The 25,639-nt window shown below is 64.6% G+C and carries 20 protein-coding genes and 1 pseudogene; 13 read left to right on the top strand and 8 right to left on the bottom strand.

What is annotated here, in order from left to right; all coding sequences use genetic code 11:
• Positions 1–584 precede the first annotated feature (584 nt).
• Positions 585–2,129, top strand: a complete 1,545-nt coding sequence (locus FXB40_RS45865; RefSeq protein ID WP_148778837.1) for a peroxidase family protein — start codon at positions 585–587, stop codon at positions 2,127–2,129.
• Positions 2,130–2,246: 117 nt separating this feature from the next.
• Here FXB40_RS45865 and FXB40_RS45860 read toward each other — a convergent pair whose 3' ends face one another.
• The 3 genes from FXB40_RS45860 to FXB40_RS45850 all read right to left on the bottom strand — a co-directional run bounded on the left by FXB40_RS45860 (position 2,247) and on the right by FXB40_RS45850 (position 5,051).
• Positions 2,247–2,744, bottom strand: coding sequence for a GDSL-type esterase/lipase family protein (locus tag FXB40_RS45860; RefSeq protein ID WP_246208362.1), 498 nt, complete (start codon positions 2,742–2,744; stop codon positions 2,247–2,249).
• A 99-nt stretch (positions 2,745–2,843) separates the two neighbouring features.
• Entirely contained in the window at positions 2,844–3,362 is a 519-nt protein-coding gene (locus FXB40_RS45855; RefSeq protein WP_148778836.1) for a hypothetical protein, read from the bottom strand.
• Positions 3,363–3,503: 141 nt separating this feature from the next.
• A complete protein-coding gene (locus FXB40_RS45850) occupies positions 3,504–5,051 on the bottom strand; it encodes an acetolactate synthase large subunit (protein ID WP_148778835.1) in 1,548 nt (515 codons plus the stop codon).
• A 253-nt stretch (positions 5,052–5,304) separates the two neighbouring features.
• Between FXB40_RS45850 and FXB40_RS45845 the strand changes: the two genes are divergently transcribed.
• Both FXB40_RS45845 and FXB40_RS45840 read left to right on the top strand, forming a co-directional pair.
• Positions 5,305–5,880 carry a L,D-transpeptidase gene (locus tag FXB40_RS45845; protein ID WP_148778834.1) on the top strand — a complete coding sequence of 192 codons (576 nt, stop codon included), beginning with the start codon at positions 5,305–5,307 and terminating at the stop codon, positions 5,878–5,880.
• 83 nt (positions 5,881–5,963) lie between these two features.
• On the top strand, positions 5,964–6,779 hold the full coding sequence (locus FXB40_RS45840; protein ID WP_187437587.1) for a DUF2927 domain-containing protein: 816 nt from the start codon (positions 5,964–5,966) through the stop codon (positions 6,777–6,779).
• A 177-nt stretch (positions 6,780–6,956) separates the two neighbouring features.
• Here FXB40_RS45840 and FXB40_RS45835 read toward each other — a convergent pair whose 3' ends face one another.
• Together FXB40_RS45835 and FXB40_RS45830 are read right to left on the bottom strand one after the other, a co-directional pair.
• A complete protein-coding gene (locus tag FXB40_RS45835) occupies positions 6,957–8,084 on the bottom strand; it encodes a threonine synthase (RefSeq protein WP_148778850.1) in 1,128 nt (375 codons plus the stop codon).
• 62 nt (positions 8,085–8,146) lie between these two features.
• Positions 8,147–10,078 (bottom strand): tetratricopeptide repeat protein, encoded by a 1,932-nt coding sequence (locus tag FXB40_RS45830; RefSeq protein WP_148778832.1) that lies wholly within the window; start codon positions 10,076–10,078, stop codon positions 8,147–8,149.
• A 168-nt stretch (positions 10,079–10,246) separates the two neighbouring features.
• Between FXB40_RS45830 and FXB40_RS45825 the strand changes: the two genes are divergently transcribed.
• The 4 genes from FXB40_RS45825 (at position 10,247) to upp (ending at position 14,321) form a co-directional block, all read left to right on the top strand.
• Positions 10,247–10,759, top strand: coding sequence for a sigma-70 family RNA polymerase sigma factor (locus tag FXB40_RS45825; protein WP_148778831.1), 513 nt, complete (start codon positions 10,247–10,249; stop codon positions 10,757–10,759).
• A gap of 263 nt (positions 10,760–11,022) precedes the next feature.
• Positions 11,023–12,279 carry a GTP cyclohydrolase II gene (locus FXB40_RS45820; RefSeq protein ID WP_148778830.1) on the top strand — a complete coding sequence of 419 codons (1,257 nt, stop codon included), beginning with the start codon at positions 11,023–11,025 and terminating at the stop codon, positions 12,277–12,279.
• Between the two features lie 7 nt (positions 12,280–12,286).
• Positions 12,287–13,525, top strand: coding sequence for a URC4/urg3 family protein (locus FXB40_RS45815; RefSeq protein ID WP_148778829.1), 1,239 nt, complete (start codon positions 12,287–12,289; stop codon positions 13,523–13,525).
• A gap of 166 nt (positions 13,526–13,691) precedes the next feature.
• Positions 13,692–14,321 carry a uracil phosphoribosyltransferase gene (gene upp / locus FXB40_RS45810; RefSeq protein WP_148778828.1) on the top strand — a complete coding sequence of 210 codons (630 nt, stop codon included), beginning with the start codon at positions 13,692–13,694 and terminating at the stop codon, positions 14,319–14,321.
• A gap of 199 nt (positions 14,322–14,520) precedes the next feature.
• On the opposite strand, the gene FXB40_RS45800 is transcribed toward upp, so the two are convergent.
• Both FXB40_RS45800 and FXB40_RS45795 read right to left on the bottom strand, forming a co-directional pair.
• Positions 14,521–15,651, bottom strand: coding sequence for a M48 family metallopeptidase (locus FXB40_RS45800; protein ID WP_148778827.1), 1,131 nt, complete (start codon positions 15,649–15,651; stop codon positions 14,521–14,523).
• A gap of 3 nt (positions 15,652–15,654) precedes the next feature.
• Positions 15,655–16,803, bottom strand: a complete 1,149-nt coding sequence (locus tag FXB40_RS45795) for a YjgN family protein (protein WP_187437586.1) — start codon at positions 16,801–16,803, stop codon at positions 15,655–15,657.
• Positions 16,804–17,181: 378 nt separating this feature from the next.
• Between FXB40_RS45795 and FXB40_RS45790 the strand changes: the two genes are divergently transcribed.
• Both FXB40_RS45790 and FXB40_RS45785 read left to right on the top strand, forming a co-directional pair.
• Positions 17,182–18,447 (top strand): cytochrome P450, encoded by a 1,266-nt coding sequence (locus FXB40_RS45790; RefSeq protein ID WP_148778826.1) that lies wholly within the window; start codon positions 17,182–17,184, stop codon positions 18,445–18,447.
• A 93-nt stretch (positions 18,448–18,540) separates the two neighbouring features.
• The gene (locus FXB40_RS45785; protein WP_148778825.1) at positions 18,541–19,815 is read left to right on the top strand and encodes a cytochrome P450; all 1,275 of its coding nucleotides are present in this window, start codon (positions 18,541–18,543) and stop codon (positions 19,813–19,815) included.
• Positions 19,816–20,041: 226 nt separating this feature from the next.
• On the opposite strand, the pseudogene FXB40_RS50265 reads toward FXB40_RS45785, so the two are convergent.
• A pseudogene (locus FXB40_RS50265) lies at positions 20,042–20,962 on the bottom strand (LysR substrate-binding domain-containing protein).
• Positions 20,963–21,087: 125 nt separating this feature from the next.
• On the opposite strand from FXB40_RS50265, the gene FXB40_RS45775 reads away from it, so the two are divergent.
• The 4 genes from FXB40_RS45775 to mdlC all read left to right on the top strand — a co-directional run.
• Positions 21,088–22,257: an acyl-CoA dehydrogenase family protein gene (locus FXB40_RS45775; RefSeq protein ID WP_148778824.1), complete on the top strand. Its 1,170-nt coding sequence runs from the start codon at positions 21,088–21,090 to the stop codon at positions 22,255–22,257.
• A 9-nt stretch (positions 22,258–22,266) separates the two neighbouring features.
• The gene (locus FXB40_RS45770) at positions 22,267–23,367 is read left to right on the top strand and encodes a CaiB/BaiF CoA transferase family protein (protein ID WP_148778823.1); all 1,101 of its coding nucleotides are present in this window, start codon (positions 22,267–22,269) and stop codon (positions 23,365–23,367) included.
• Between the two features lie 14 nt (positions 23,368–23,381).
• Positions 23,382–24,233: an HTD2 family dehydratase gene (locus tag FXB40_RS45765; protein WP_148778822.1), complete on the top strand. Its 852-nt coding sequence runs from the start codon at positions 23,382–23,384 to the stop codon at positions 24,231–24,233.
• A gap of 72 nt (positions 24,234–24,305) precedes the next feature.
• Positions 24,306–25,639 (top strand): benzoylformate decarboxylase (mdlC, locus tag FXB40_RS45760; RefSeq protein ID WP_148778821.1); only part of this gene is annotated, 1,334 nt, incomplete at its 3' end.

Genomic DNA, 25,639 nt, shown 5'->3' with positions numbered 1-25,639 from the left:
TGCACGACCTGAGTGCGCGCCTCGTCCTTCGAGACGACCGCTTCGCGGTCTCCTCAGGATGAGGCTAAGCCGCATCGGTGCTCGTCAAAACTATGGCCGCACACTCGGTCCTCATCCTGAGGGCCCGCCAACGGCGGGCGTCTCGAAGGATGGCCACAGGGGATTCGCTCCCATATGCCATTGCCCTGCCGGCGCACGCGAGGGCCGGCATCCACCCGCGCTACACGTTCTCCCAGGCCCGCGACGACTGACGGGGCGGCGTGCACACGCCGCTGCAATTTTTACGCGAACACGATGTTCGCTGCGACAAATCGCTTCAACAATTAGGTCGGCGAAGCTGACATGGCTTCGCGCCGCGATTTTCGATGACGAGAATGTTATTCGGCATCGATGCGGGAAAAATTTGCAAAGCACATCCGCAACTTGATTGCAGCACTCGCTCATGGAACCGCATCGACGTCGCGCGATGTGTGAAGCAGCGCATTGCGACGCCGAATTCCGCGATCTAGCCTCACATGCAAATCTCATCATCTACAATTTTAACTTTAGTTGCTTGCCGTCGTAACTTTTCATGGAGGTACTTTATGAGCAGTCGTCACGCCATTACGCCGCGCGGTCTGAACGCCACCCGTTCGCCGCTGTCACAGGGCCGCTTCGGCCGCATGTTCCGCAATTTGACGCCGGCGAAATTCGGCCCGAACGAGGCCGACAACGTCGCAAATCTCGCAGCGCTTGCCGACAACATGGTCGGTGATTTCGACCCGCCCAAAGACGGTCCCGATGGCGAGGAGAGCGGAATTCCCGCGCTCTACACTTATTTCGGCCAGTTCATCGATCACGACATCACGTTCGATCCCGTGAGCTCGCTGACCAAGCAGCAGGATCCGGACGGGCTCGTCGATTTCCGCACGCCGGCGCTCGATCTCGACAATCTCTACGGCCGCGGTCCGAACGACCAGCCCTACATGTACGACAGCAGCGGCAAGTTTCTGCTCGGCGAAACCTTGACCGGCACCGGCGTGTCCAACGCCAGCGACCTGCCGCGCTTCAAGGGCCGCGCATTGATCGGCGATCCCCGCAACGACGAGAACAGCATCGTCTCGCAGTTTCAGGCGCTGATGCTGCGCTTCCACAACCGCATGGTCGACGACAATGACGGCATCCCCTTCGAAACGATCCAGCAGCGCGTGCGCTTCCACTATCAATACGTCGTGCTGAACGACTTCCTGCCGCGCATCGTCAATGCCAGCGTGCTGAACGATCTCAGGACCGGCGGCCATTACGACCGCAGCAGGCTCGCCTACTATCACTGGAAGACTTATCCATTCATGCCGGTCGAGTTTTCGGTCGCGGCCTACCGGCTCGGGCACTCCATGATCCGGCCCGGCTATCGGCTGAACGACGCCGACAACATGCTGCTGCAGATCTTCCCAGATCCCAACAATCCCGACACCAACGCGCTGACCGGCTTCCGCGCCATGGGTCCGGGACGCGCCATCGACTGGGGGCGGTTCATCGACATCGACACGCGCGCCTATGGCGTCGAGGACGACAGCACCAATGCGGCCAACAAGCGGCGGCTGCAGTTCGCCTATCGCATCGACACATCGCTGGTCGATCCGCTGCGCAAGCTGCCGCCGGAGGTCGCCTCCAATCCGTCATCGCTGGCGCTTCGCAATCTCGAGCGCAGCTGGCGGCTCGGACTGCCCTCGGGCCAGGCGGTCGCCAAGGCGATGCATCTGACGCCGCTGACCGACGAGCAGATCGTCATCGGCCGCGCCGTCGACAACCCCGACCCGACAGGCGATCCGCAAGTGCCGATCGCGTCGATTGCGAACGGCGTGTTCAAGGGCAACTGCCCGCTCTGGACCTACATCCTCGCCGAAGCGCGGCAATTTCAGACCGCGGTCACGATCCCGGCCACCGGTGCGCCGGCGGGCGGCATCAACACGCCGCAGCTCGGGCCGGTCGGCGGACGTATCGTCGCCGAAGTCTTCCTCGGCATGATGTTCGGCGACGCCTCCTCCGTGCTGTCACTCGACCCGAACTGGGCGCCGGTGACGGGTCCCGATTTCCGGCTGAAGGATCTCGTGACCTACGCGCTGGGTGGCGGTGCTCCGCTGCATTGAGCGGGTGACGATTGACGACAAGGCCGCTCGCGTCACGCGGGCGGCCTTTCCACACAGGGCGTGCGCTCACAAACTCGCCGCTTCCGGTTTGCCCTCAGAGTGCGACGTTGTTTGGCGCTATTTCCCCAGTGCCGCGGCAACCTGGCCAGCCAGCTCCTCTGCCAGCGAGTGATAGCCCTCTGGCGTGAGATGTTGTCCATCAGGCTGATGCGGAAGTCCGTGCAGCATCCCATTCGGGAGCATAATAACCTTGATTCCCATCGCGCTTAGCCGACTTTGGATGGCAGGCGTGTTGTCAGCGGCTAGCTTTCTCCGGTCGTTTCCGCCGGGTTGAAGGATGACAACGCTCGTTCCCTTCGGAACCACTCGATCCAGTCGGGCCAACATGCCTCCCGTGGTGTCACCGTTGACGCCAGCATTGATGACACGGACGTTAAGACCCTTCGCACGAAGAAGCGTTTCCAGTTGTGCGGGGTAGGATTGGCTGCGCGATACACCCTTGCCGAAGGTGTTGCTGGCTCCAAGGGCCACAACGGTTGCAGCGTGAGCAGTGCCAAGCGCCGAGAACACCCCGAATGCACCGAGAAGAACGATCTGGCTAAGCTTTGCGACCACTATTGCCCCCCGATAGGCCTGAATCCCAACCGCATGCTTATCACCAATTGCTATTTTTTGAGAACGCGGAGGTTGCCTGCGGGTCAATAAGGAGACGCGCTAATGCGCCACCCCGAGACCGCTCTCTTTTAGCCGCTCCGCGAACCAGAGCGACATCGGCTGATCGAGAACACCGCTGACATAGACTTCCGAGATCGTCACGTTGTGCCTGTCCAGCACCAGCAGCACGCCGATCCAATAGGCGAACCAGACATGCGGATCGGTCAGCGCCATCAGCTTGTGCTGGTCGTGCTCGAGCGAGGTGTGATTGCTCGCCTTGCGGATCTCGACGGTGAGCAGATTGTTCGGGATCTCGCGCTGATGCACGACGACATCCGGATAGATCGACTTGCCGAGATGATCGTCGGTCGAGATGATGGTGCCGTGCGGCAGATGCAGTGTGCGCTCCCCGAGCCGGTCGTAATTGCAGTCGACCGACCAGCCCGAAAACTGCCGCTCGAGATAGACGGCGAAGCGGTGTGTGATGGCACGCTCGCCGATGTCCTTCTCGAACAAAAATCCTTCCTGGGCGTAGAAGTCCCGGAGCGCCGCGATCACCTTGTTCAGCTCGGTCTGCATCGTGCCTCCGGGCTCAATCGTAAGTAGCCCGGATGGAGCGTAGCGCAATCCGGGTTCTCGCAAAACGCACGAAGTCCCGGATTTCGCTGCGCTCCATCCGGGCTACATGAGAGCCGAAGTTCGCGGCGCGATCGACCAGACTTACATCTGCACTTCGATCAGCCGCGGTCCCGGCTCGGCGACGGCCTCGGCCAGCGCCTTGTTGAACTCGTCGGCATTGGTGACGGCGCGGCCGGGTACGCCCATGCCCTTGGCCAGTGCGACGAAATCGAGCGTCGGGCGGTCGAGGCGGAGCATGTCGTTGGCGCGCTGGCCGGGTTCGCCGGCGCCGACATTGTCGAACTCGCCGCGCAGGATCTGGTAGATGCGGTTGGCGAACACGATGGTGACGATGTTGAGGTTCTCTCTCGCCTGCGTCCACAGCGACTGGATCGTGTACATCGCGCTGCCGTCGCCGACCATGGTGATGACCTTGCGGTCCGGGCAGGCGATCGCCGCACCGATCGACAGCGGCGTCGAGAAGCCGATCGAGCCGCCCATGTTCTGCAGCCAGTCGTGCGGCGCGGCCGCCGCAGTCGGTGGGAAGAAGCCGCGGCCGGTGGTCAGCGACTCGTCGACCATGATCGCGTTCTCCGGGATCGCACATGCGATCGCCTGCGCGATCGAGGCGAAGGTGAGCGCACCGGTCGGCTTGACCAATTCCTGCAAGGCCTGCGGCTTGATATCCTTGGCGCTGGCCTTCACGGCGCCGGCCAGCGCGTCGAGCGCTGCGACCGAATTCTCGCCCCAGGAGGTCATGCGATGGACCTCGCAGCCCTCGGGCTTGAGCATGCTCGGCTTGTTCGGATAGGCGAAGAACGCCACGGGATCGTCGGACTCGACCAGCACGATGTGACGGAACTTTGCCAGCATCGGCAGCGCGTTCTCGATCACGTAGTGAATGCGGTCGATCGAATAGCAGCCGCGGCCACGCGCCATCTTCGGGCGGAAGGTCGGGCCCATCACGGTGCAGCCGGTCTTGTTGGCGATGCGCTCGGCCAGCGCCAGGCCCTTTTCGCTCAGTGCACTGCCGGTCATCAGCAGCAGCGTACCCTCGCCGTCGCCGTGCAAAATCCTGGCGGCCTGCTCGACGGCCTGCGGCGAGTAGCTGGCGCGCTGCTGCTCGGCCGGCACCTCGGCGATGCCGTCGGCCTCGTTCCAGGCGGTGTCGGCGGGCAGGATCAGGGTCGCGATCTGCGGCGGGGCGCTTTTGGCGGCAGCAATCGCCGCGGCGCCGTCAGCGGCGACCGATTTGGAATTCGGCGAGGTGCGGACCCAGGACGACATCGGCCGGGCAAGGCCCTCGATGTCGGAGGTCAGCGGTGCATTGTAGTCGATGTGGTAGACGGCGTGCTGGCCGACGATGTTGACGATGCCCGAATTGGCCTTCTTGGCGTTGTGCAGATTGGCAAGGCCATTGGCGAGGCCGGGGCCGAGATGCAGCAGGGTCGAGGCCGGCGTGCCCTTCATGCGGAAATAGCCGTCGGCCGCGCCCGTCACCACGCCTTCGAACAGGCCGAGCACGCAGCGCATGCCCGGCACGCGGTCGAGCGCCGCGACAAAATGCATCTCGGAGGTGCCCGGGTTGGTGAAGCAGACGTCCACCCCGCCCTTGACCATCGTCCGCACCAGGCTTTCCGCACCGTTCATTCTGTCTGCTCCCGAAACCGGCTTATTTCCAGTGATCCGTGGGATCAATCATTGTTCGCGGGCCCCGTCAAAGCAATAGCCGGCATCGCGGCCCTGCCCCGCATGGCAACCTGCCGATTTGGCTAATGCTTTTGGTTGCCGATTTGGTAACGCCAATCGCGGGGGACGACGCCCCTCACGGGGCCGTGGCTTGCGAAACGCCCGCAAATATGGCCTCTGGCTTTCGTTGAATCGATTTTTTCTGGGGGAAGCAATGATCCGGTTTTTTGCCGCGCCGATAACCGCAATGGCACTCTTGCTGGCTGGTGCAGCCGACGCATCCGCGGCGGGGATGATAGACTTCACGGGCACCAGCTCCACTGGCTTTCTCGGCGGCGGCTCAAGCCCAATCCCCCGCACCACCGTCATGTACAACGGCAATTATGCCCCCGGCACGATCGTGGTGAACACCGCCGAGCGCCGGCTCTATCTGGTGCTCCAGGACGGCCAGGCCCTGCGCTACGGCATCGGCGTCGGCCGCGACGGCTTCCGCTGGGGCGGGGTGCACAAGATCACCGCCAAGAAGGAATGGCCGGAATGGACGCCGCCGTCGCAGATGATCGCCCGCCGGCCCGACTTGCCGCGCCACATGAAGGGCGGCATCGAGAATCCGCTCGGCGCGCGCGCGATGTATCTGGGATCGACGCTCTACCGCATCCACGGCTCCAACGAGCCGGAGACGATCGGCCAGGCCGTGTCCTCCGGTTGCTTCCGCATGACCAATGACGACGTCACCGACCTCTACGGCCGCGTCGGGGTCGGCACCACGGTGGTGGTGCTCAACAACTGATCGGCCGCCCGCGGCAGGAACCGCGGGGCGCGTGAATATGCGGACTTGTGTGCGCCGCGCGAATACGGCAGCGTTGCGCGACGATGAGCGCAATGAACTCGCCCTCCGTTGCCGTTCGCTTTGCCCTGCTGGCGTTTGCAGTGCTCACATGTGTGCCTGACACCGCACCCATAGCGATCGCCGGCGAGCTGCCCGCGATCGCCTCGCGCCAGCGCGCCGAGAAGAAGAGCTTTACCGACGCCGAGATCGTCGACGGCTTTCTGAAGACCGCCTTCGGCGCCGAATACCACCTCGCCGGCCGCGTCGACCGCATCCGCAAGTTCGACGGACCGGTGCGCGTGTTCGCCGAGAGCGACCGCGCCGACCGCAAGGCGCAGCTCGCGAAGGTCGTGGCCGACATCGGCACGCGCGTGCAGCATCTCGACATCGCCATGACCGACACCAGCGAAGCGGCGAATGTGCGGGTGAAGCTCGTGCGCGACCGCGACCTGAATCGCACCATTGCAAGCTTCTACGGCGCGGAGAAGGCGCGCGAGATCCGCACCTCGCTCGATCCGCAATGCCTGTCCGGCTTCCGCAAGAACGACAATTTCGAGATCGAGCATTCCGACGTCATCCTCACCGTCGACAATGGCGACTTCACCTTCCTCGACTGCGCCTATGAGGAGCTGCTGCAGTCGCTCGGCCCGATCAACGACACCGCCAGCGTGCCGTGGACGATGTTCAACGACAATGTGTCGATGGGCTATTTCGACGTCTACGACCAGTATATCCTCAATTTGCTCTACGACCCCCGCATCAAGCCCGGCATGACCGTGCTGGAGGTGAGATCGGTGCTGCCCGAGGTGATCGCCGACGTGCGGATTTGGGTGAAGCGGGTGAACAATCTAGCGGAGTAGCTAACCCGTCATCCCCGCGCAACCGCGAAGCGGTTGTCGCTGGAGGTGCGAGGCTTGTGATGCGAACGCATCGCAAGCAGAGCCTCGAAGGATGAACGGCCGAGATGCAGCCGGGCCGTCGCCCTTCGAGGGCCGCTGAAGAAGCGGCCACCTCAGGGTGACGGTGAGGAATTAGCCCTACTGCACCAGATCGGCAACGGTGGTCGCGGCCTTCAGGCCGGTGCCGGTGAGAACGGCAACCGTGGTCTCGTTCGCCTTGATGGCGCCGGTGGCGGAGAGTTTCTCCAGCGCCGCAGCCGCGCTGGCGCTGGTGGGCTCGGCGAACAGGCCCTGCCGCGCGAGGCGCCGCAGGGCGGCGACGATCTCGTCCTCGGTGAGCGCGACCGTGCCGCCACCGCTCTCGCGCAGCGCGCCGATGATCTCGCGCAGCCGCAGCGGATTTTTGATCGCGGTGCCTTCGGCGATGGTCTTGTTCACCTCGCGCGCGACGGGCGTATCGACGCCGGCCTTGAAGCTGGCATCGATCGGCGAGCAGTTGAGCGGCTGAGCCGCGAACAGACGCGGCAGTTTTGCGATCTGCCCCGCCTTCAGCAACTCGCGGAAGCCGAAGGCGCAGCCGAGCAGGCTGCTGCCGGCACCGACGGGAACGATGACGTTGTCGGGCGCGCGAAAACCGAGATCTTCCCAGATTTCATAGGCGAGCGATTTTGTGCCCTCGAGGAAGAAGGGCTGCCAGTTGTGGCTGGCATAGAAGGTCTGGCTCGACTGCCTGATGGCCTCGGCCTCCGACTCCTCGCGCGGGCCCTCGACGAGCTGCACCTCGGCGCCGTAGGCGCGGACCTGCGCGATCTTGGCCGGCGAGGTCGAGGCCGGCGCCAAAATCTTCACGCGCATGCCGCCGGCCGCACCGAGACCTGCCATCGATGACCCACCATTGCCGGAACTGTCCTCCAGAATGGCGTCGACGCCGATCTGCCGCAGGAACGACAGCATGACCGCCGAACCGCGGTCCTTGAAGCTGCCGGTCGGGTTGAACCATTCGAGCTTGAAGAACGGCCGCAGATCGCCCCACCCCTGTTGCACCAGCGGCGTGCAGCCCGCGCCGAGCGAAATCGGATCCCTGATCTCCACCGGCAGCGCCGCGCGGTAGCGCCAGAGCGATCGCGTGCGGCTGTCGATATCCGCGCGCGATATCCCCGTTCCCGGCGTCACCAGCAGCGGCGTGCGCTCGTCCGAGCACCAGCGCGGCTCGTGAAGCGGATAGAGCTTTCCATTGTGGGGATCGATGTAGCTGGCGGCGGACATACTGGTGGAAGACATGGCGCACTCCGAGAACGAGGCCGGAGCTGTACGATATGTCCGATTGCCTAGGTTTTGCCTAGTCCGATGCGGTGCATCAGCTCCCCGAACCGCGCATCGCTGCGCAGCGGATCGAAGGCGGGCCGCAGCAGGATCGAGGGATTGAACCTGATATCACAGGCCTTGTCGAGCCAGTCGAGCGCGGCGTCGCGATCGCCAAGGCCGACATAGATGAGCGCGATGTTGGCCTGCGCCGATGGATAAAGGTCGCCATGCGCGGCCATGTCGGCGGCGATCCTGACGGCGTCGTCCTTGCGGCCGGAGACCGCATAGGCGTAGGCAAGATTGGAATCGAACACGCTGCTGTGGCCGGAGATCTCGATCGCCTTGCGGAACTCGGCGATCGCCTCGTCGAAGCTGCCGAGCTGCACCAGGGCCTGACCGAGCTCGTAGTGGCCGACGGCAAATCGGGGATCAAGCTCGAGCGTCTTGCGGCTCTGCGCGACCGCGGCGTCGAAATCGTGGTTGATGCACAGCGCATCGGCGATGTCGGCGCCGATGATGAGGGAGAGCGGATCGAGGCTTTGCGCCTGGCTGAACTGCTGCAGCGCCTCGCTGGTCTTGCCCGTCAGCATCAAATGCCAGGCGTACCAATGATGCGCCGTGGCATAGCTGGGGTTGAGACGGATGGCGGCCTCGTATTCGGAAGCAGCGACGTCCCAGTCCCAGCCGTAGAGATCGAGCGCAAAGGCGAGCGAGGTGTGGGCTTCGCCGAGCGTGCCGTCGAGCTCGAGCGCCCTGCTGGCCGCCGCCGTCGCCTTGGAGAATGCCTCGGTGGTCGAGAGCACGCCGTACTCCCAATCGCCGGCGAGCGCATAGGCATCGGCAAGGCCGGAATGGGCCTCGGCGTAGTTGCGGTCGATCTCGATGGCCTGGCGGAAATATCTGATGGCGGCGCGGAGGCCATCGCCGGTGCGCTTGTTCAGGAAGTAGCGGCCTTTCAGGTAATTTTCGTAAGCCACCGGATCGATGCTGCGCGGCTTGTCGAAAGCGGCGCGCTCGCCATGGTTCAGCGTGGCGCGCACTTGGCCAGCCACGGCGCGGGCGACGCGGACCTGAAGCGTCAGCGCGTCGCGCACATCGCCTTCGTAACTGTCGGCCCAGACACGGCTGTCGTCGCTTGCGTGGATCAGCTGGGCCGTGATCCGCACGCGCCCGCCTGCGCGCATCACGCTGCCTTCGATCACGGCGTCGACGTTCAGCTCGCGGGCGATGGTCGCGAGCGATTTGTGCGCGCCCTTGTACGTCATCGCCGAGGTGCGCGAGATCACCCTGAGCGCATCGACCCTGCCGAGTTGGGTAATCAGCTCACCGGTCATGCCGTCCGCGAAAAAATCCTGCGACGGATCTTCCGAGGTGTCGACGAGCGGCAGCACCGCGAGCGAATGGATCGTTTGCGCTCCCTGATGTGAGGTCGAGAGCCAGGCCAGAAGCGCCGCTGCGAGAAGCAGCATCAGGCCGATCGAGGCGAGCAGGCCATGCCGGCGACCCATCACGGGCCGTGTCGGAGGCGCGACCTGCGGCGCCGGCGGAGGCGCATCGGGTTCACACGGCGCACTCCCATCGATGACGACGGTGACGTCGGCGAGAAAGCGATAACCGCGGCGCGCCACCGTTTCGACGAAGCGCGGGCTCTCCGCGGAATCGCCGAGCGCCTCGCGTATCTTGCTTACGGCCTTGTTGAGCCCGTGATCGTAATCGACCACCGTCTGCGGCCAGAGCAGCGTGCGCAGCTCCTCGCGCGTCACCAGCTCGCCCGGCCGTTCCAGCAGCGCCGAGAGCAGTTGAAACGGCTGCTCCTGCAAACGCACCCGCCTGCCGTTCTTGACCAGCTCGCCGCTGCGCGGATCGGCCTCGAACGCGCCGAACCTGGTGCGTCTGGCGAGCTGAGCCGCAGACGCCGCGGCGGGTCGGTCGATCAATTCCGGTTCTAGCAGCATGGAATTCCCGTCGCAGCGTTGGGGAGGCGTGGCCGGAAGCCGATGATTTCACAAGGCTTCCCGGGGGATTGCGAGTCCAGCGAAAGACCACGCGCCGTCCATTGAGACCGGCTGCCATGCGAGCGAAGAGAGCCGCGCACATCAACACGGGATCGGGCGGGGCGATCGATGCAGAACGGTGTCAATCCGGGACGGGACGGCATGCCTATGCTCGACTCGGCTTATAATTTTGCGCGCTTCCTGAGCGGCGACGCGGACGCCGCCGAGCACATCGTGCAGGCGGCGTTTCTCCGCACCGATGTCGATACGGAGCGACGAAACCGGACCCGGTTATTGAGGGGCGTGCGGAATTGCTATCGGACATGGCTGACCACCCGTCGGCGACGCGATCGGCAAAGTGATGTATTCGCACACAAGCGGTTACCTGATGCGGTCGCCGCTTCCGTCCTCCGAACGGACGACCGTGCGGACAAAATTTCGGCAGCCGCCGGTCTCGATGCGACCGCAATTCGCTGCGCCATCGAGACCCTGCCGCGGCGCCTGCGCGAAATCCTGGTGCTGCGCGAGATCGACGAGCTGTCCTACCGGGAAATCGCCGAGGTGACGTCGCTGCCGACCGGCGAGGTCCTGTCGCGACTGGCCTGCGCGCGACGCAGGTTTGCGGGCTCGGTCGGCCGATAACTAGAAAAATACAATTATATCAATATCTTAAATGAAGAGGACCGCCGGAAGATCGCCCACCCGGCGCGGCCCCGCCATTTCCGTCAGGCCAGACAATCCCCATATAAGAAGCAGATAAACAGCCCTGCCCGCCCCGCACGATTAACTTGTCTGTCGTGGCCGGCCGCTACAATATGTTGGATTGCGTCGCCGGCCTGTGCCGGTAACGCCGCAGAGCCAGGCCCGTCCGAGCGGCGGGCCGTTGGCTTTTTGGGAGTTTGGCCATGAGCCGCGCGAACCGTACCGACCACATCCGCCTCACCTCGCACCCGGAGCCGGGCCGCAAGGCGGCCTTTCCGATTCACTGGGGTGCTGCCGATGCGCGCGCCCGCGGGCCGATCATCGGCACGGTGTCGCGCGCCGGGGATCGCAACGTGATCGGCAGCCATGGCGGCTCCTATGCGATGTATCGCGCACTCGCCGTCTCCGCCGGTGCGCTCGATCCCATCCGGCGCCCCGATCTCACCAACACGTTTCCGGCGGCGACCATCGGGCCGTTCGAGCAGTGGCGCGATCCCGCAAAAATCGTCGCGCTCGACCCCTGGGGTCATCTGGTCGCCGAGAATTTCGGCAAGGACATCGCCGAGGGCGTCGATATCCGCCCGAGCATCGCGGTGACGCGGGCACGGCTCGACCTGCCCGAAATCCGCGAGGCGCTTGCAGCCAAGCGATTGCGCGCCGACGGCGAGGTCGTGCATGCCAATGGCAGCGTCTCGGTGGTGAAGATCGCGATCGATCCGGTCTGGTATCTGCCCGGCCTTGCCGAGCGCTTTGCGACCAACGAGACCGAACTGCGCCGCACGCTGTTCGAGCAGACCGCCGGCATGTTCCCCGAACTCGTGACTCGACCGGACCTGAAGGTGTTTTTGCCGCCGATCGGCGGCACTACCGTTTACATGTTCGGCGATGTGACAAAACTGCCGGACCACCGCACAAAAATCACCTGCCGCGTCCATGACGAGTGCAACGGCTCCGACGTGTTCGGCTCCGACATCTGCACCTGCCGGCCCTATCTCATCCACGGCATCGAGGAATCCGCGCGCGGCGCGCAGGAGGGCGGGCTCGGGCTCGTCATCTACAATCGCAAGGAAGGCCGCGCGCTCGGCGAGGTCACCAAATTCCTGGTCTATAATGCGCGTAAGCGCCAGGAGGACGGCGACGCCGCCGCCGCCTATTTCGAGCGCACCGAATGCGTCGCCGGTGTCCAGGACGCGCGCTTCCAGCAATTGATGCCGGACACGATTCACTGGCTCGGCCTGAAGCGGATCGACCGTTTCCTGTCGATGAGCGACATGAAATACGACGCTTTGACCTCGCAAGGCATCGACATCGTCGAGCGCGTGCCGATCCCGCTGGAGCTGATTCCGGCTGACGCGCATGTCGAGATCGCCGCCAAGAAAGCCGCCGGCTATTACACGACCGACATTGCGCCCGAGAAGGACGTCGACGGCGTGGTCGGACGTTCGCTGGAAAAATACTGATCAGGCGATGGCGGACGTTTTGGAACTGCAAGCACGCGCGCTCCTCACCGCAAAGGCGGTTCGCGCGCGGGCTGGCGAGATGCTCGCAATCGGACTGAACGGCGGGCTCACGCATTTCACCATCGATCTCGATCGGATGGACGGCGTTGCGGAGGCCGTGCTGGCTGTCACGCGCAAAGCCTATCCGACGCTGGACATTCCCTTCCATGCGCGGTGGCGGCATTTTGTGTTCGGCGGCGTCGATCGCTGGGCGCTGCTGGCCGACGCGACATCGTGGCCCGATCGCGCGGCGCGGGCGCGCGCGGAGTTCGACCTCGCCATCGTCAGCGTGCTGCTCGATGCCGGCGCGGGTGCTGCGTGGCGCTATCGCGACGCTGTGACGGGGCAAGGCATCGGCCGATCGGAGGGGCTGGCGATTGCAAGCCTTGACATGTTTGCCGGCGGACTTTTCTCCGCCGATGCACGCGCGCCGTTCAGGGTCGATGCGGATGTGCTCGCAAAACTGCCGCTCGCCGCGCTCAACTCAGCCTTCCAGGCGAGCGATGCCAATCCGCTGCTCGGCCTCGAGGGACGCACCGATCTGCTGCGACGCCTCGGCAAGCAGGTTGCGGCGCACCCCGATGTCTTCGGCATGCACGACACGTCACGACCGGGCGGCCTGTTCGATCACATCGCCGCGCAGGCAACGAACGGCGCGATCCCCGCACCCGCAATCCTGTCTGCGGTGCTGAACCAGCTCGGGCCGATCTGGCCGTCGCGGCTCGAGCTCGCCGGCGTCCCGCTCGGCGATTGCTGGCGCCATCCGGCGATCAAGGCCGATGATGCGACCGCCAGCCTCGTGCCGCTGCACAAGCTGTCGCAATGGCTGAGCTATTCGCTGATCGAGCCGCTCCAGCGCGCCGGATTTGAGGTCACCGACATCGACGGCCTGACCGGGCTTGCCGAATATCGCAATGGCGGCCTGTTCGTCGATCACGAGGTGCTGCGTCTGCGCGATGTTGCGGATGCCGATCGTGCGCATGCGGTGGACTCACTGCTCGTGGTGGAGTGGCGCGCGCTCACCGTCGCGCTGCTCGATCGTGTTGCCGAACTGGTTCGCGTCAAGCTCGGCCGTACGCCGCAGTCCCTGCCGCTTGCCAGCATCCTGGAAGGCGGCACCTGGGCCGCGGGCCGGGCGATTGCCTTTTCGCGCCGTCCCGATGGCTCGCCGCCGCTCAAGGTGATCAGCGACGGCACTGTTTTTTAAACCCTCTCCCCTTGTGGGAGAGGGTGGCTTCGCGAAAGCGAAGCCGGGTGAGGGGTTGCTTCCGCGGGCACATCTCTCATTTGAGTTCGCGGAGACGACCCCTCATCCGGCGCTTCGCGCCACCTTCTCCCACAAGGGGAGAAGGGAAAAGCAAGAGCATCCGATCATGGAAGGCGTCACGATCGTCGATCATCCGCTGGTCCAGCACAAGCTGACGCTGGTGCGGGACAAATCGATCTCGACAAAGTCGTTCCGCGAGCTGATCAAGGAGATCGGCATGCTGCTCTGCTACGAGGTGACTCGCGACCTGCCACTCGCTGACACCGTAATCGAGACGCCGCTGGCGACGATGCACTCGGCCAAGATCGCCGGCAAGAAGCTGGTGTTCGTGCCGATGCTGCGCGCCGGCACCACCTTCGTCGACGGCATGATGGATCTGGTGCCGACCGCGCGCGTCGCGCATATCGGCCTCTACCGCGAGCCGCATAGTTTTGCCGCGGTCGAGTACTTCTTCAAGTCGCCGTCGGATCTCAGCGAGCGCCTCGCGATCGTGGTGACGCCTGTCGTCGCGACCGCCAACACGGCCGTCGCCGCAGTCGACCGGCTGAAGGAGCGCGGCGCCAAGGACATTCGCCTCGCCTGCCTGATCGCGGCTCCAGAGGGGCTCGAGCGCCTGCGCGGCTTGCATCCGGACGTGCATATTTGGACCGCCGCGGTGGATGAAGGCCTCGACGAGAACGGCTTTATCCTGCCAGGCCTCGGCGACGCCGGCGACCGCGCTTACGGGACGCGATAGTTCAGAGCAAGATGCAGCAACGAAGAAGGTGCGCTCCCTCTCCCGCTTGCGGGGGAGGGCTGGGGTGGGGGTGTCTCCACAAGCGAGAACCCCCAAGAGGAGAGAACCCTCACCCGGCGCTTCGCGCCGACCTCTCCCGCAAGCGGGAGAGGTTAGAACGAGCCCGCGGCCGATAGCTTCGACTCAAAGCTCATCCGGCTCAAATCTTCCCGCTGCCGCAGATGCCCTTCAGCGCCTGCCATTCCTTGTCCGTCAGCAGCGGCGGGCCGCTGGCGGGGCGGTCTTCTTTCGTCATGCGGGCGAGGCGGTCCTCGGTCAGCGGGTGGCTCGCCAGGATGGTGAAGCCTGATCCGCCTTCCTTGCCGGTGATGCGGAACATCAACTCGGCCGCGGGCTTCGGCGAGCGGCCGAGCTTGTGCATGATGTCGATCGCGAAGGTGTCGGCATTGGTCTCGGCCTCGCGCGAATAGGAGGCTTCGACCAGGCTGCGCGAGGCGAAGATCACGGCGGACGAGCCGGTGACGTCGCCGAACAACAAGCCGATCAGGAACGAAGTGCCGCCGTTGTAGATCAGGCCGCGCATGTTGTCGTGATGCTTGAGATGGCCGAGCTCGTGGGCGAGGATGCCGGCGATCTCGTCGGGACCTTCGGCCTTCTCGAGCAGGGCGTTGAGCACGAAGACCTTGCCGCCCGGCAGCGCGAATGCATTCGGCACCGAGCTCGGCAGCACGCCGGCCGTCATAGAGTCGTCGTCGAGTCCAGCGGCGTCGCGCAGGCGGTTGACGAGCTTGGAGAAGGCGGCCTGACCGGCCGGGTCACTGCAAGTGGAGCGGCCGAAGATTGTTTTCACCTGGACCTCGGACGCATCGCCGATCCGCCGCTCGATCGGTTTCGGCACCAGCGGCGCCAGGCGATCCGCGGCGAGCGGCACGCCGAACAGCACGACGCAGACGATGGAGATTGCGGCCGCAAGCGACCAGCCGACGATTTTTGCAACACCGCGGCCCGTGGTCAGGTGCTCGTCGAGCCGCAGACAGCGTGCAACGAGATCGGCGCCGAAAGCCGCGTCGCGGATCTCGAGCCGCGCCAGCGGCGGCGCGGACGTCGCGGTCAGGCGCAGGATGCCGGCCGGACTGTCGGCGCGACGGATCTCGTCATAGGCCCAGCGCGTGACGGCCCCGCCCGCCTGTCCATCGTTCGGCTCGGCGATATCGAGCGCGTCACCCAGTGTCAGCATGACCTGACGCCGGCGGCTTGATTGTCCGTCGAAGAAGATCGCCGGTTGTCCGGGCTTGGTCTCGGCGCCGGGCTCGGCGGTCACATCAGTCACGATCTAGAATCCTGCGACATCGAGACCATCGGCAAAGCCTTCGCCGAGCGCGCTGGCAAGCTCGCCGCTGGCGCGGACATCGGCGGCGGCTCCAATATCGTGCACCGCGACGGTCTCCAGCACCTTGGCCCAGAGATCGCGCTGAAGATAAACGCGCATGATGATGTTGATGGCCAACGCAAGCGCGAAATAGCCGATCACCATCATCACCAGCATCGGGATGCTCTTGGCGGCGTGGTCCGGCCCGAACACCTGCTCAGCCGGCACGCCGCTCACCTTGACGACGAGCATAGTGGCACCGCCGAGATAGAGGCCGAACAGGGTCGAGAGCAGCAGCCACCAGCCAACCATCTTCCAATAGAGGCCGTAGAACGCATTGTGCGGCAGATCCGAGGACAGGCTGACGCCGCCGATGCGGATGCCGTTGAGCCACCAGCGCCATTCGCGCGCCTTGAACTCGGCATAGAGGAACGGCGCAAGCGGAAAGATGATGACCGCGATCGGTGTGAGCAGCCACAGCCACCAGCCCCGCTTGAAGAATGTCCAGCCGTCACCTTCGAAGTCGCCCTGCAGATCGCCGAAATGCGTGTGCCTCATCTTGTAGCGCTCCAGCGACGCCTCGCGCCACGGCAGCGCCAGGCCGAGCGTCAGGAACACCAGCAGGCCCCACAGCATCGCGCGGAACGAATAGACCCAGCCGGAGCCGTCCATCCAGAAGCGTACGCCGCGCCAGACCGTGCGCGTCAAACGATAACGTCGCGCGCGAAAGATCGCGAACTGGCCGAAGGCGTAAAAGGAGATGAACAGCGGCGTCGAGGCGAAGCCCTGCCAGCGCTCGAACTCGATACCGACGAGGAAATAGGCGAGATAGATCGGCACCAGGATGGCAAGCGCGAACAGGAAGCCGACCAGGAGCTCCTTGGCGCGGCCGGTATATTCGGCGGCGTCGCCGTCGATCGCGGTGTTCGACCACAAATGCCGGCGGATGTCGGTGACGAGCCAGAACCGGTAGAAGCCGAAGGTGACGAGCTCCAGCATGGCACCCTTGGTGACCATTTTGCGGAACTCGGTGCGGTTGCCGGTGAAGTCGACCCGCGAGGGCGGCAGCGGCGGCGGGACCGGTTCGGAGGGGCCGAGGGGGGCCCATTGCATGTCGTTCACGGCAGCAACCTCGGGATGCGGATCTGATCCGCTCAAACTATAGATCAGAGATTGGTCGATCCCCAAGATGGGCGGGTTCGATTTACCTCGGTTTCGAGCGATTTTACGCACGATTCCGCTGGCTGAGGCGTGCGGAAGATCACGTTGGCGAATGTCCGGTAGCCCGGATGGAGCGAAGCGCAATCCGGGACAGGATCTATGGCGGCCCAAATCCCGGATTACGCTTACGCTCCATCCGGGCTACGCTCGAAGGTTGGATGTGGCAAAACTCTCCCTTGCTCCGACGCAGACAACGGGCTGTAATTACACCCCAAATACCGCAGCGCAGAATTCAAGAAAATCGCGCGGTTCATGTCAGGGAGAGCGGTCATGCACGGGACCATCGAGAGCGCAGCGAAACTCGACGCATTGCGCGAGCGCGCGTCGTCACTTCCGCTGGAGCAATACGACCCCGGCGATCCCGAATTGTTCAGGACCGATACGTTCTGGCCCTATTTCGACCGGCTGCGCCGCGAAGATCCCGTGCACTACACAAAAGACTCGATGTTCGGGCCGTACTGGTCGGTGACGCGCTATAACGACATCATGGAGATCGAGACCAACCATGCGGTGTTCTCCTCGGCCTCTGCGCTCGGCGGCATCACCATCCGCGACATCGACCCCGACCTGCGCCGCGAGAGCTTCATCTCGATGGACCCGCCGCGTCATGCGGCGCAGCGCAAGACCGTGGCGCCGATGTTCACGCCGACGCATCTGGACAATCTCGCACTCAACATCCGCAAGCGCTCGGCCGAGTGCCTGGACAATCTGCCGCGCGGTGAGGTGTTCGACTGGGTCGACCAGGTCTCGATCGAGCTCACCACCCAGATGCTCGCGGTACTGTTCGACTTCCCCTGGGATGATCGCCGCAAGCTGACGCGCTGGTCGGATGTCGCCACCACCATTCCCGGCCCCGACGGCCTGGTCGCCACCGAAGACGAACGCCAGGCTGAGCTCACGGAGTGCGCCGGCTATTTCGCGCGGCTCTGGAAGGAGCGCATCGAGCAGCCGCCGAAGAGCGATCTGCTGTCGATGATGGCGCATGGTGCCGCGACGCGCGACATGGATGCGCGGAACTTCCTCGGCAATCTCATCCTTTTGATCGTCGGCGGCAACGACACCACCCGCAACACCATGTCGGGCTCGCTTCTCGCGCTGAGCCAGCACCCGGACCAATACCGCAAACTGCGCGAAAACGCCGCGCTGCTCGACAGCTTCGTGCCCGAGGTGATCCGCTGGCAGACGCCGCTGGCGCATATGCGCCGCACCGCGCTTGCCGATTTCGAGTTCCGCGGCAAGCAGATCAAGAAAGGTGACAAGGTCGTGATGTGGTACGTCTCGGGTAACCGCGACGAGGAGGCGATCGAGAAGCCCTACGACTTCATCATCGACCGCGCCCGCCCCCGCACGCATCTCTCGTTCGGCTTCGGCATCCACCGTTGTGTCGGATTGCGGCTTGCCGAACTCCAGCTCAAGATTATCTGGGAAGAGATCCTGAAGCGGTTCGACCATATCGACGTGGTCGGCGAGCCGAAGCGGGTGTATTCGAGTTTTGTGAAGGGTTTGGAAACGTTGCCGGTCAAGATTACGGCGTGAACCGAAGAATTATAGTGTATAACATTGGCACTTGCGACGAGGCCCTCACCCCGCTGGCGCTGCGGGGTGAACGAACACAGGGAGCGACTGCCCATGAACATTCAGACCCCGGTCAAGGCCGACAAGGCCGAACGCATGCGGCGCGCGCGCGAGGAAGCCTACGCGACCCCGCTGAAGAATTTTCATCCGGGCGCGCCCAGGCTGTTCCAGGACGACACGCTGTGGCCGTGGTTCGAGCGGCTGCGCAAGGAAGAGCCGGTGCACTACTGCACCAACGCGCCGATCGAGCCGTACTGGTCGGTGGTGAAATACAACGACATCATGCATGTCGACACCAATCACGGCCTGTTCTCCTCGGACTCGACGCTCGGCGGCATCGGGATCCGTGACGTGCCCGAGGGCTATGACTGGCCGAGCTTCATCGCGATGGACCAGCCCAAGCACTCGTCGCAGCGCAAGACGGTGTCGCCGATGTTCACGCCGACCCATCTGGACGAGCTCGCAAAGCTGATCCGCCAGCGCTCGCAGACCGTGCTCGACAATCTGCCGCGCAACGAGACCTTCAACTTCGTCGAACGCGTCTCGATCGAGCTGACGACGCAGATGCTGGCGACCCTGTTCGACTTCCCCTGGGAGGAGCGGCGCAAGCTGACGCGCTGGTCGGACGTCGCGACCGCGCTGCCCAAGAGCGGCATCGTCGAATCCGCCGAAGAGCGCCGCCGCGAGATGGACGAGTGCTACGCCTACATGTCGAAGCTGTGGAACGAGCGCGTCAACTCGGCGCCGCGCAACGATCTCTTGTCCCTGATGGCGCACAGCGACGCCACGCGCTTCATGGACCCCGACAACCTCATGGGCAACATCATCCTGCTCATCGTCGGCGGCAACGACACCACGCGCAACACCATGACCGGTTCGGTGCTGGCGCTGAACGAGAACCCCGAGCAGTACGACAAGCTCCGCGCCAACCCGGCCCTGATCGATACCATGGTGCCCGAGGTGATCCGCTGGCAGACGCCGCTGGCGCATATGCGCCGCACCGCGCTTGCCGACACCGAGATCAACGGCAAGCACATCAAGAAGGGCGACCGCGTCGTGATGTGGTACGTCTCCGGCAACCGCGACGAGGAGATGATCGAGCGTCCCGAGGAGTTCATCATCGATCGCGCCCGGCCGCGCACGCATCTCTCCTTCGGCTTCGGCATCCACCGCTGCGTCGGCATGCGGCTTGCCGAGCTCCAGCTCAAGATCGTCTGGGAAGAGATGCTGAAACGGTTCGACCGCATCGAGGTGGTCGGTGAGCCGAAGCGGATCTATTCGAGCTTTATCAAGGGATATGAGGCACTGCCGGTGCGGATACCGGGGTAACGGCTGGCCGCCGTCGCGGCACGCTCAACTCTATCCCCTCACCCTGAGGAGCCTGCGAAGCAGGCGTCTCGAAGGGCGAGGCCGAGAGCCGGGCCTTCATCCTTCGAGACGCGCGAAGACGCGCTCCTCAGGATGAGGAGCGGACAGCCCAGCTATAAAATTTCGGCATGACAGGTCGCGCCAGATGCGAAGGCAAGATGGCGCCTGACTGGTCTACGACACGCATCTAATTCAATTTGATGTCCCACACGCCTTCCTTGCGGCAGGCGGCGACCTCGTCGCGCAACAGTGCGGTGACGGCCAGCGAGGCCGTCGAGGCCGGGCGGTCGATCGGAGAGGCGAAAATGAGCTCGCGCGACATCGGCTTGGAGACGGCAGCGGTTTCCAGCCTTCCGTCCGCGACCTCGGCGTGGACCGAGGATGGCGGCAGCAGCGCGAAGCCGAGGCCTTCCTCGACCAGGCTCGTCAGCACGCGAAACGAATCCGCTTCCAGCTGGACGTTGAGCTTGATCCTGCGCTGCGCGGCCGCGTGCTCGATCAGCGCACGGAGGCCGTGCGAATGACTGGGCAGCACCAGCCGCTGCCGCAGCAGCCAGCCGATATCGACGTTCTTCTTGCGCGCGAGACCGCAGCCGCGCGGGCCGACCGCGACGATGTTGTCGCGGCCGAGACTCTGCACATTGAGATGCAGATCGGCCGAGCGGCCGTAGAGGATGGCGAGATCCATCTCGCCGCGATGCAGTCATTCGACGATGTGGCCGCTGTAGCTTTCGACGATGCGCAGCGAGATGCCGGGATATTTTTCGACGCAGCGCCGCGCGAAGCGCGCCGACAGCACGCAGCTTACGGTCGGAACCAGGCCGAGCACGACCTGGCCGGACGGCGGCCCCTTGGCGGACTGGATGTCGTCGCGAATCTGGTCGATCTGCCGTACGATGCCGGAGGTGCGCGCCAGCAGCAGCCGACCTGCCTCGGTCAGCACCATGCCGCGGCCGTTGCGCGTGAACAATTCGACGCGCAGTTCATGCTCCAGGAGCTTGATCTGCCGGCTCAGCGCCGGCTGCGCCACGCGCAACGTGTCGGACGCTTTGGAGAGACTCCCGAGCTCCGCCACACAACTGAAGGTCCTGAGCTGCCGGAAATCCATGCTTGCCAATCCTGGAAGGCTACTCCATACGCTATAACAAATGAGCATAGGGGGTTGGCGTTGTTTTCACAACGCCAGGGGATTGGCCGGCGTTATCTTAACTGCCGCTACGAACGGGAAACGCCATGAGTGAAGACCACCACAGCGAAGATTACGCCGACATCCGCGAAGCCGTCGCAAAGCTCTGCGCGCAGTTTCCCGGCGAATACTGGCGCAAGCTCGATCGCGAGATGGCCTATCCAAAAGCCTTCGTCGACGCGCTGACGCAGGCCGGCTATCTCTCGGTGCTGATCCCCGAGGAATATGGCGGCGCGGGCCTGAAGCTTTCGGCGGCGGCTGCGATCCTCGAAGAGATCCAGCGCGCCGGCTGCAATGGCGGCGGCTGCCACGCCCAGATGTACACGATGGGCACCGTGCTGCGGCACGGCAATGACGAGCAGAAGGCAAAGTACCTGCCGAAGATCGCCAGCGGCGCGTTGCGCCTGCAGGCCTTCGGCGTCACCGAGCCGACCAGCGGCACCGACACCTCCTCGCTGAAAACCTTTGCGCGCAAGGAAGGCAACGACAGCTACATCGTCAACGGCCAGAAGATCTGGACCAGCCGCGCCGAGCATTCCGACCTGATGGTGCTGCTGGCGCGCACCACGCCGAAGGAGCAGGCCAAGAAGCGCACTGATGGCCTCTCCGTGTTCATCGTCGACATGCGCGAGGCCAAGAACAACGGTCTCGAGATCCGCCCGATCCGCACCATGATGAACCACGCCACCACCGAAGTGTTCTTTACCGACATGAAGGTGCCGGCGGAGAATCTGATCGGCGAGGAAGGCAAGGGCTTTCGCTACATCCTCTCGGGCATGAACGCCGAGCGCATTCTGATCGCGGCCGAATGCGTCGGCGATGCAAAGTGGTTCATTGCCAAGGCCACCAACTACGCCAAGGAGCGCGCTGTGTTCGGCCGGCCGATCGGCCAGAACCAGGGCATTCAGTTCCCGATCGCGAAGGCCTATGCCTCGATGCGCGCGGCCGAGCTGATGGTGAAGGAAGCCACGCGCAAATACGAGGCGGGGCTCGACTGCGGCGCCGAAGCCAACATGGCAAAAATGCTGGCGGCGGATGCGTCCTGGGAAGCGGCGAACGCCTGCGTCCAGACTCATGGCGGCTTCGGCTTCGCCGAGGAATATGACGTCGAGCGCAAATTCCGCGAGACGCGGCTCTATCAGGTGGCGCCGATCTCGACCAACCTGGTGCTGTCCTTCATCGCCGAGCATGTGCTCGGCATGCCCCGCTCGTACTGAGGTTGCGCCATGGGAGCATTGGACGGGATCAGGGTAATTGCGGTCGAGCAGGCAGTGGCCGCACCGTTCTGCTCGTCGCGCCTGGCGGACGCCGGAGCCGAGGTGATCAAGATCGAGCGGCCCGAAGGCGATTTTGCCCGCGGCTATGACGCGGCGGCCAAGGGCCAGAGCAGCTACTTTGTGTGGCTCAACCGCGGCAAGCAATCGGCGGTGGTCGATCTCGCCACCAAGGAGGGACGCGCCGAGCTGGAGACGCTGATCGCTGGCGCCGACGTGCTGGTGCAGAACCTCAAGCCGGGCTCGATGGACAAGCTCGGCTTTTCGCGCGAGCGATTACTGAAGGACTATCCAAAACTGATCTCCTGCACGATCACCGGCTATGGCGACGAAGGCCCCTACGCACACCGCAAGGCCTATGATCTCCTGATCCAGGCCGAGAGCGGGCTTGCCTCAATCACCGGCAATCCCGACGGCGCCTCGCGCGTCGGCATGTCCATCGTCGACGTCGCGACCGGCGCGACCGCGCATGCGGCGATTCTGGAAGCACTGATCGCGCGCGGGCGCACCGGCAAGGGTGCCGACATCCGCATCTCCATGTTCGACGTGATGGCGGACTGGTGCACCGTGCCGCTGCTCAATGCGGAGGCCGGCAATCCGCCGAAGCGGATGGGGCTGCGCCATCCCTCGATCGCGCCCTATGGCGTGTTCACCTCGCAAGACGGCAAGGACATTCTGATCTCGATCCAGAGCGAACGCGAATGGAAGACGCTCTGCACCGAGGTGCTGGACCAACCCAACCTGCCCTCCGATCCCCGCGTCGCCAACATGGTGGAGCGCGTGCGCAACCGCGACTTCACCGACACGACGGTCGCGAATATCTTCGGCAGGATGACGCGCGACGAACTGTTGAAGCGGCTGTCGGATGCCGACATCGCCTTTGCCGAGGTCAACACCATGGCCGACCTCGCCAGCCATCCGCATCTGCGCCGCATCGAAGTGGATACGCCGAACGGCCGCGTCAGCTATCCCGCGCCGGCGCCGATCATCATCGGCGAGACCCGCGCGTACGGCGCGGTGCCAGCGATTGGCGAACGTCCATCCAAGAAGTAACAGAGCGAGGCGTCATGACCGGGAAGCTCGACATCGATCATCTGCGGCAATGGATCGGCCGCAGCGAAGAAGCGACCGACATCGTCACCGCACAGCTCGTCAAAGGCCTGCGCGCGACACTGTTCCAGGAAGTCGGCGAGCCCAAAACGGGCGACGCTGCGCCGTTCACGGTGCATTGGTGCCTGGCGCAGCCGGCGTTTCCGATGTCGATGCTGGGGCCCGACGGGCACCCGACCCGCGGCGGCTTCCTGCCGCCGGTGCCGCTGCCGCGCCGGATGTGGGCCGGCGGCGAGATCGAGTTTTTGCAGCCGCTGCGTGTCGGCGATGAAGCGACCCGGACCTCGCGCATTGCCGATGTGCAGGTGAAATCAGGCTCGACCGGCACGCTGTGCTTCGTCTCGGTCGAGCATACCGTCACATCACCGCGCGGCGCTGCCATCCGCGAGCGGCAGGACATCGTCTATCGTGAGGTGACCAGCAGCGCGCCGGCGTCCGCTAAGGCTCCCCCTCCGCCGCCGAAGGCGCAGCACCGGGAGACCCATGTCTCCGATCCCGTGCTGCTGTTTCGCTATTCCGCGCTGACCTTCAACGGCCACCGCATCCACTACGACCGCGATTACGTCACCAAGGTCGAGGGCTATCCGGGCCTGATCTTCCACGGGCCCTTGCAGGCCGCGCTCATCGTCGAGATGGCGGCGAAGCTCCGCAGCGGCAAGCCGCCAAAGAAGTTCACCTATCGCGGCCTGCAGCCGCTGTTCGAGGGCAGCGAGTTTTCGATCAATGCCAACGAGACTGCCGATGGCATGGAGCTGTGGACCGCGAACGCGGAGGGACAGCCGACGATGAAGGGGACGGCGGTGTGGTGACGTCATTGCGAGCGTAGCGAAGCAATGACGGTGGGGCTGGGAGCGTCGATCAATAACAGGGGACGGAAACCAATGTCCAAGAACGGCAAGACCGGCAGCAAGTCCGTCACCGTCAAGCAGGCGACGCTCGACCTGCTGCGCTCCTTCGGCATCAAACGTGTCTTCGGCAATCCCGGCTCCACCGAGCTGCCGTTCTTGAGCGACTGGCCGGACGACATCGACTACGTGCTGGCGCTGCAGGAGGCCTCCGCCGTCGGCATGGCCGATGGTTATGCGCAGGCGACGCGCAATGCCGGCTTCGTCAATCTGCATTCGGCCGCCGGCGTCGGCAACGCGCTCGGCAACATCTACACCGCGCATCGCAATCAGACCCCGCTCGTGATCACCGCCGGCCAGCAGGCCCGCTCGATCCTGCCGCTCCAGGCGTTTCTCTACGCCGAGCGGGCCTCCGAGTTTCCGCGACCCTATGTGAAATACAGCGTCGAGCCGGCGCGGCCCGAGGATGTGCCGGCCGCGATCGCGCGCGCTTATTACACAGCAATGCAGGCGCCGTGCGGACCGACCTTCGTGTCGATCCCGATCGACGACTGGACGCATGCGACAGCGCCGATCGAAGCGCGCAAGGTCAGCCGCGAGATTGGGCCCGAAGCGGATGCGATGAAGGCACTCGTTGCCGCGCTCGGTTCCGCAAAGCACCCTGCCCTCGTCGTCGGCCCCGGCGTCGACCGCGCCGGCGCGGTCGATCTGATGGTGCGCGTCGCCGAGAAGGCGAAGGCGAGCGTCTGGGTCAGCCCGTTCTCGGCGCGCTGCTCGTTCCCCGAGCGTCATCCGCAATTCGCGGGCTTTTTGCATGCCTCGCCGGCACAACTCTCCGACGCACTGCGCGAGCACGATCTCGTCGTCGTGATCGGCGCGCCGGTGTTCACCTTCCATGTCGAGGGCCATGCCGCGATCTTCGATGGCGGCGCGACGATCTTCCAGATCACCGATGATCCGGATGCGGCCGCCGTGACCCCCGTCGGCACCAGCATCATCGCGACGATGAAGCCGGCGCTGAGCGCGCTGCTCGACCTCCTGCCCGAGAGCAAACGCGCCGCGCCAAAGGGCCGCACGCTGCCGCCGGCGCCGCAGGCCGCCGATCCGCTGCCGGTCGAGTTCCTGCTGCATTCGCTGTCGCAGGCGATGCCAGATGGCGCGTCACTGGTCGAGGAAGTGCCCTCGCACCGGCCGGCGATGCAGAAATTCCTGCCGATGCGCGGCCAGGACAGTTTTTACACGATGGCAAGCGGCGGCCTCGGCTATTCGCTGCCCGCCGCCGTCGGCATGGCGCTCGGCAAGCCGAAGACCCGCACGGTGTGCCTGATCGGCGACGGCTCGGCGATGTATTCGATCCAGGCGCTGTGGAC

It is taken from the genome of Bradyrhizobium rifense (genome assembly GCF_008123425.1).
GTDB classification, from domain to species: Bacteria; Pseudomonadota; Alphaproteobacteria; order Rhizobiales; family Xanthobacteraceae; genus Bradyrhizobium; species Bradyrhizobium rifense.
The sequence above is the reverse complement of the archived record's forward strand: the minus strand, read 5'-3'. Positions and strand labels throughout refer to the sequence as shown.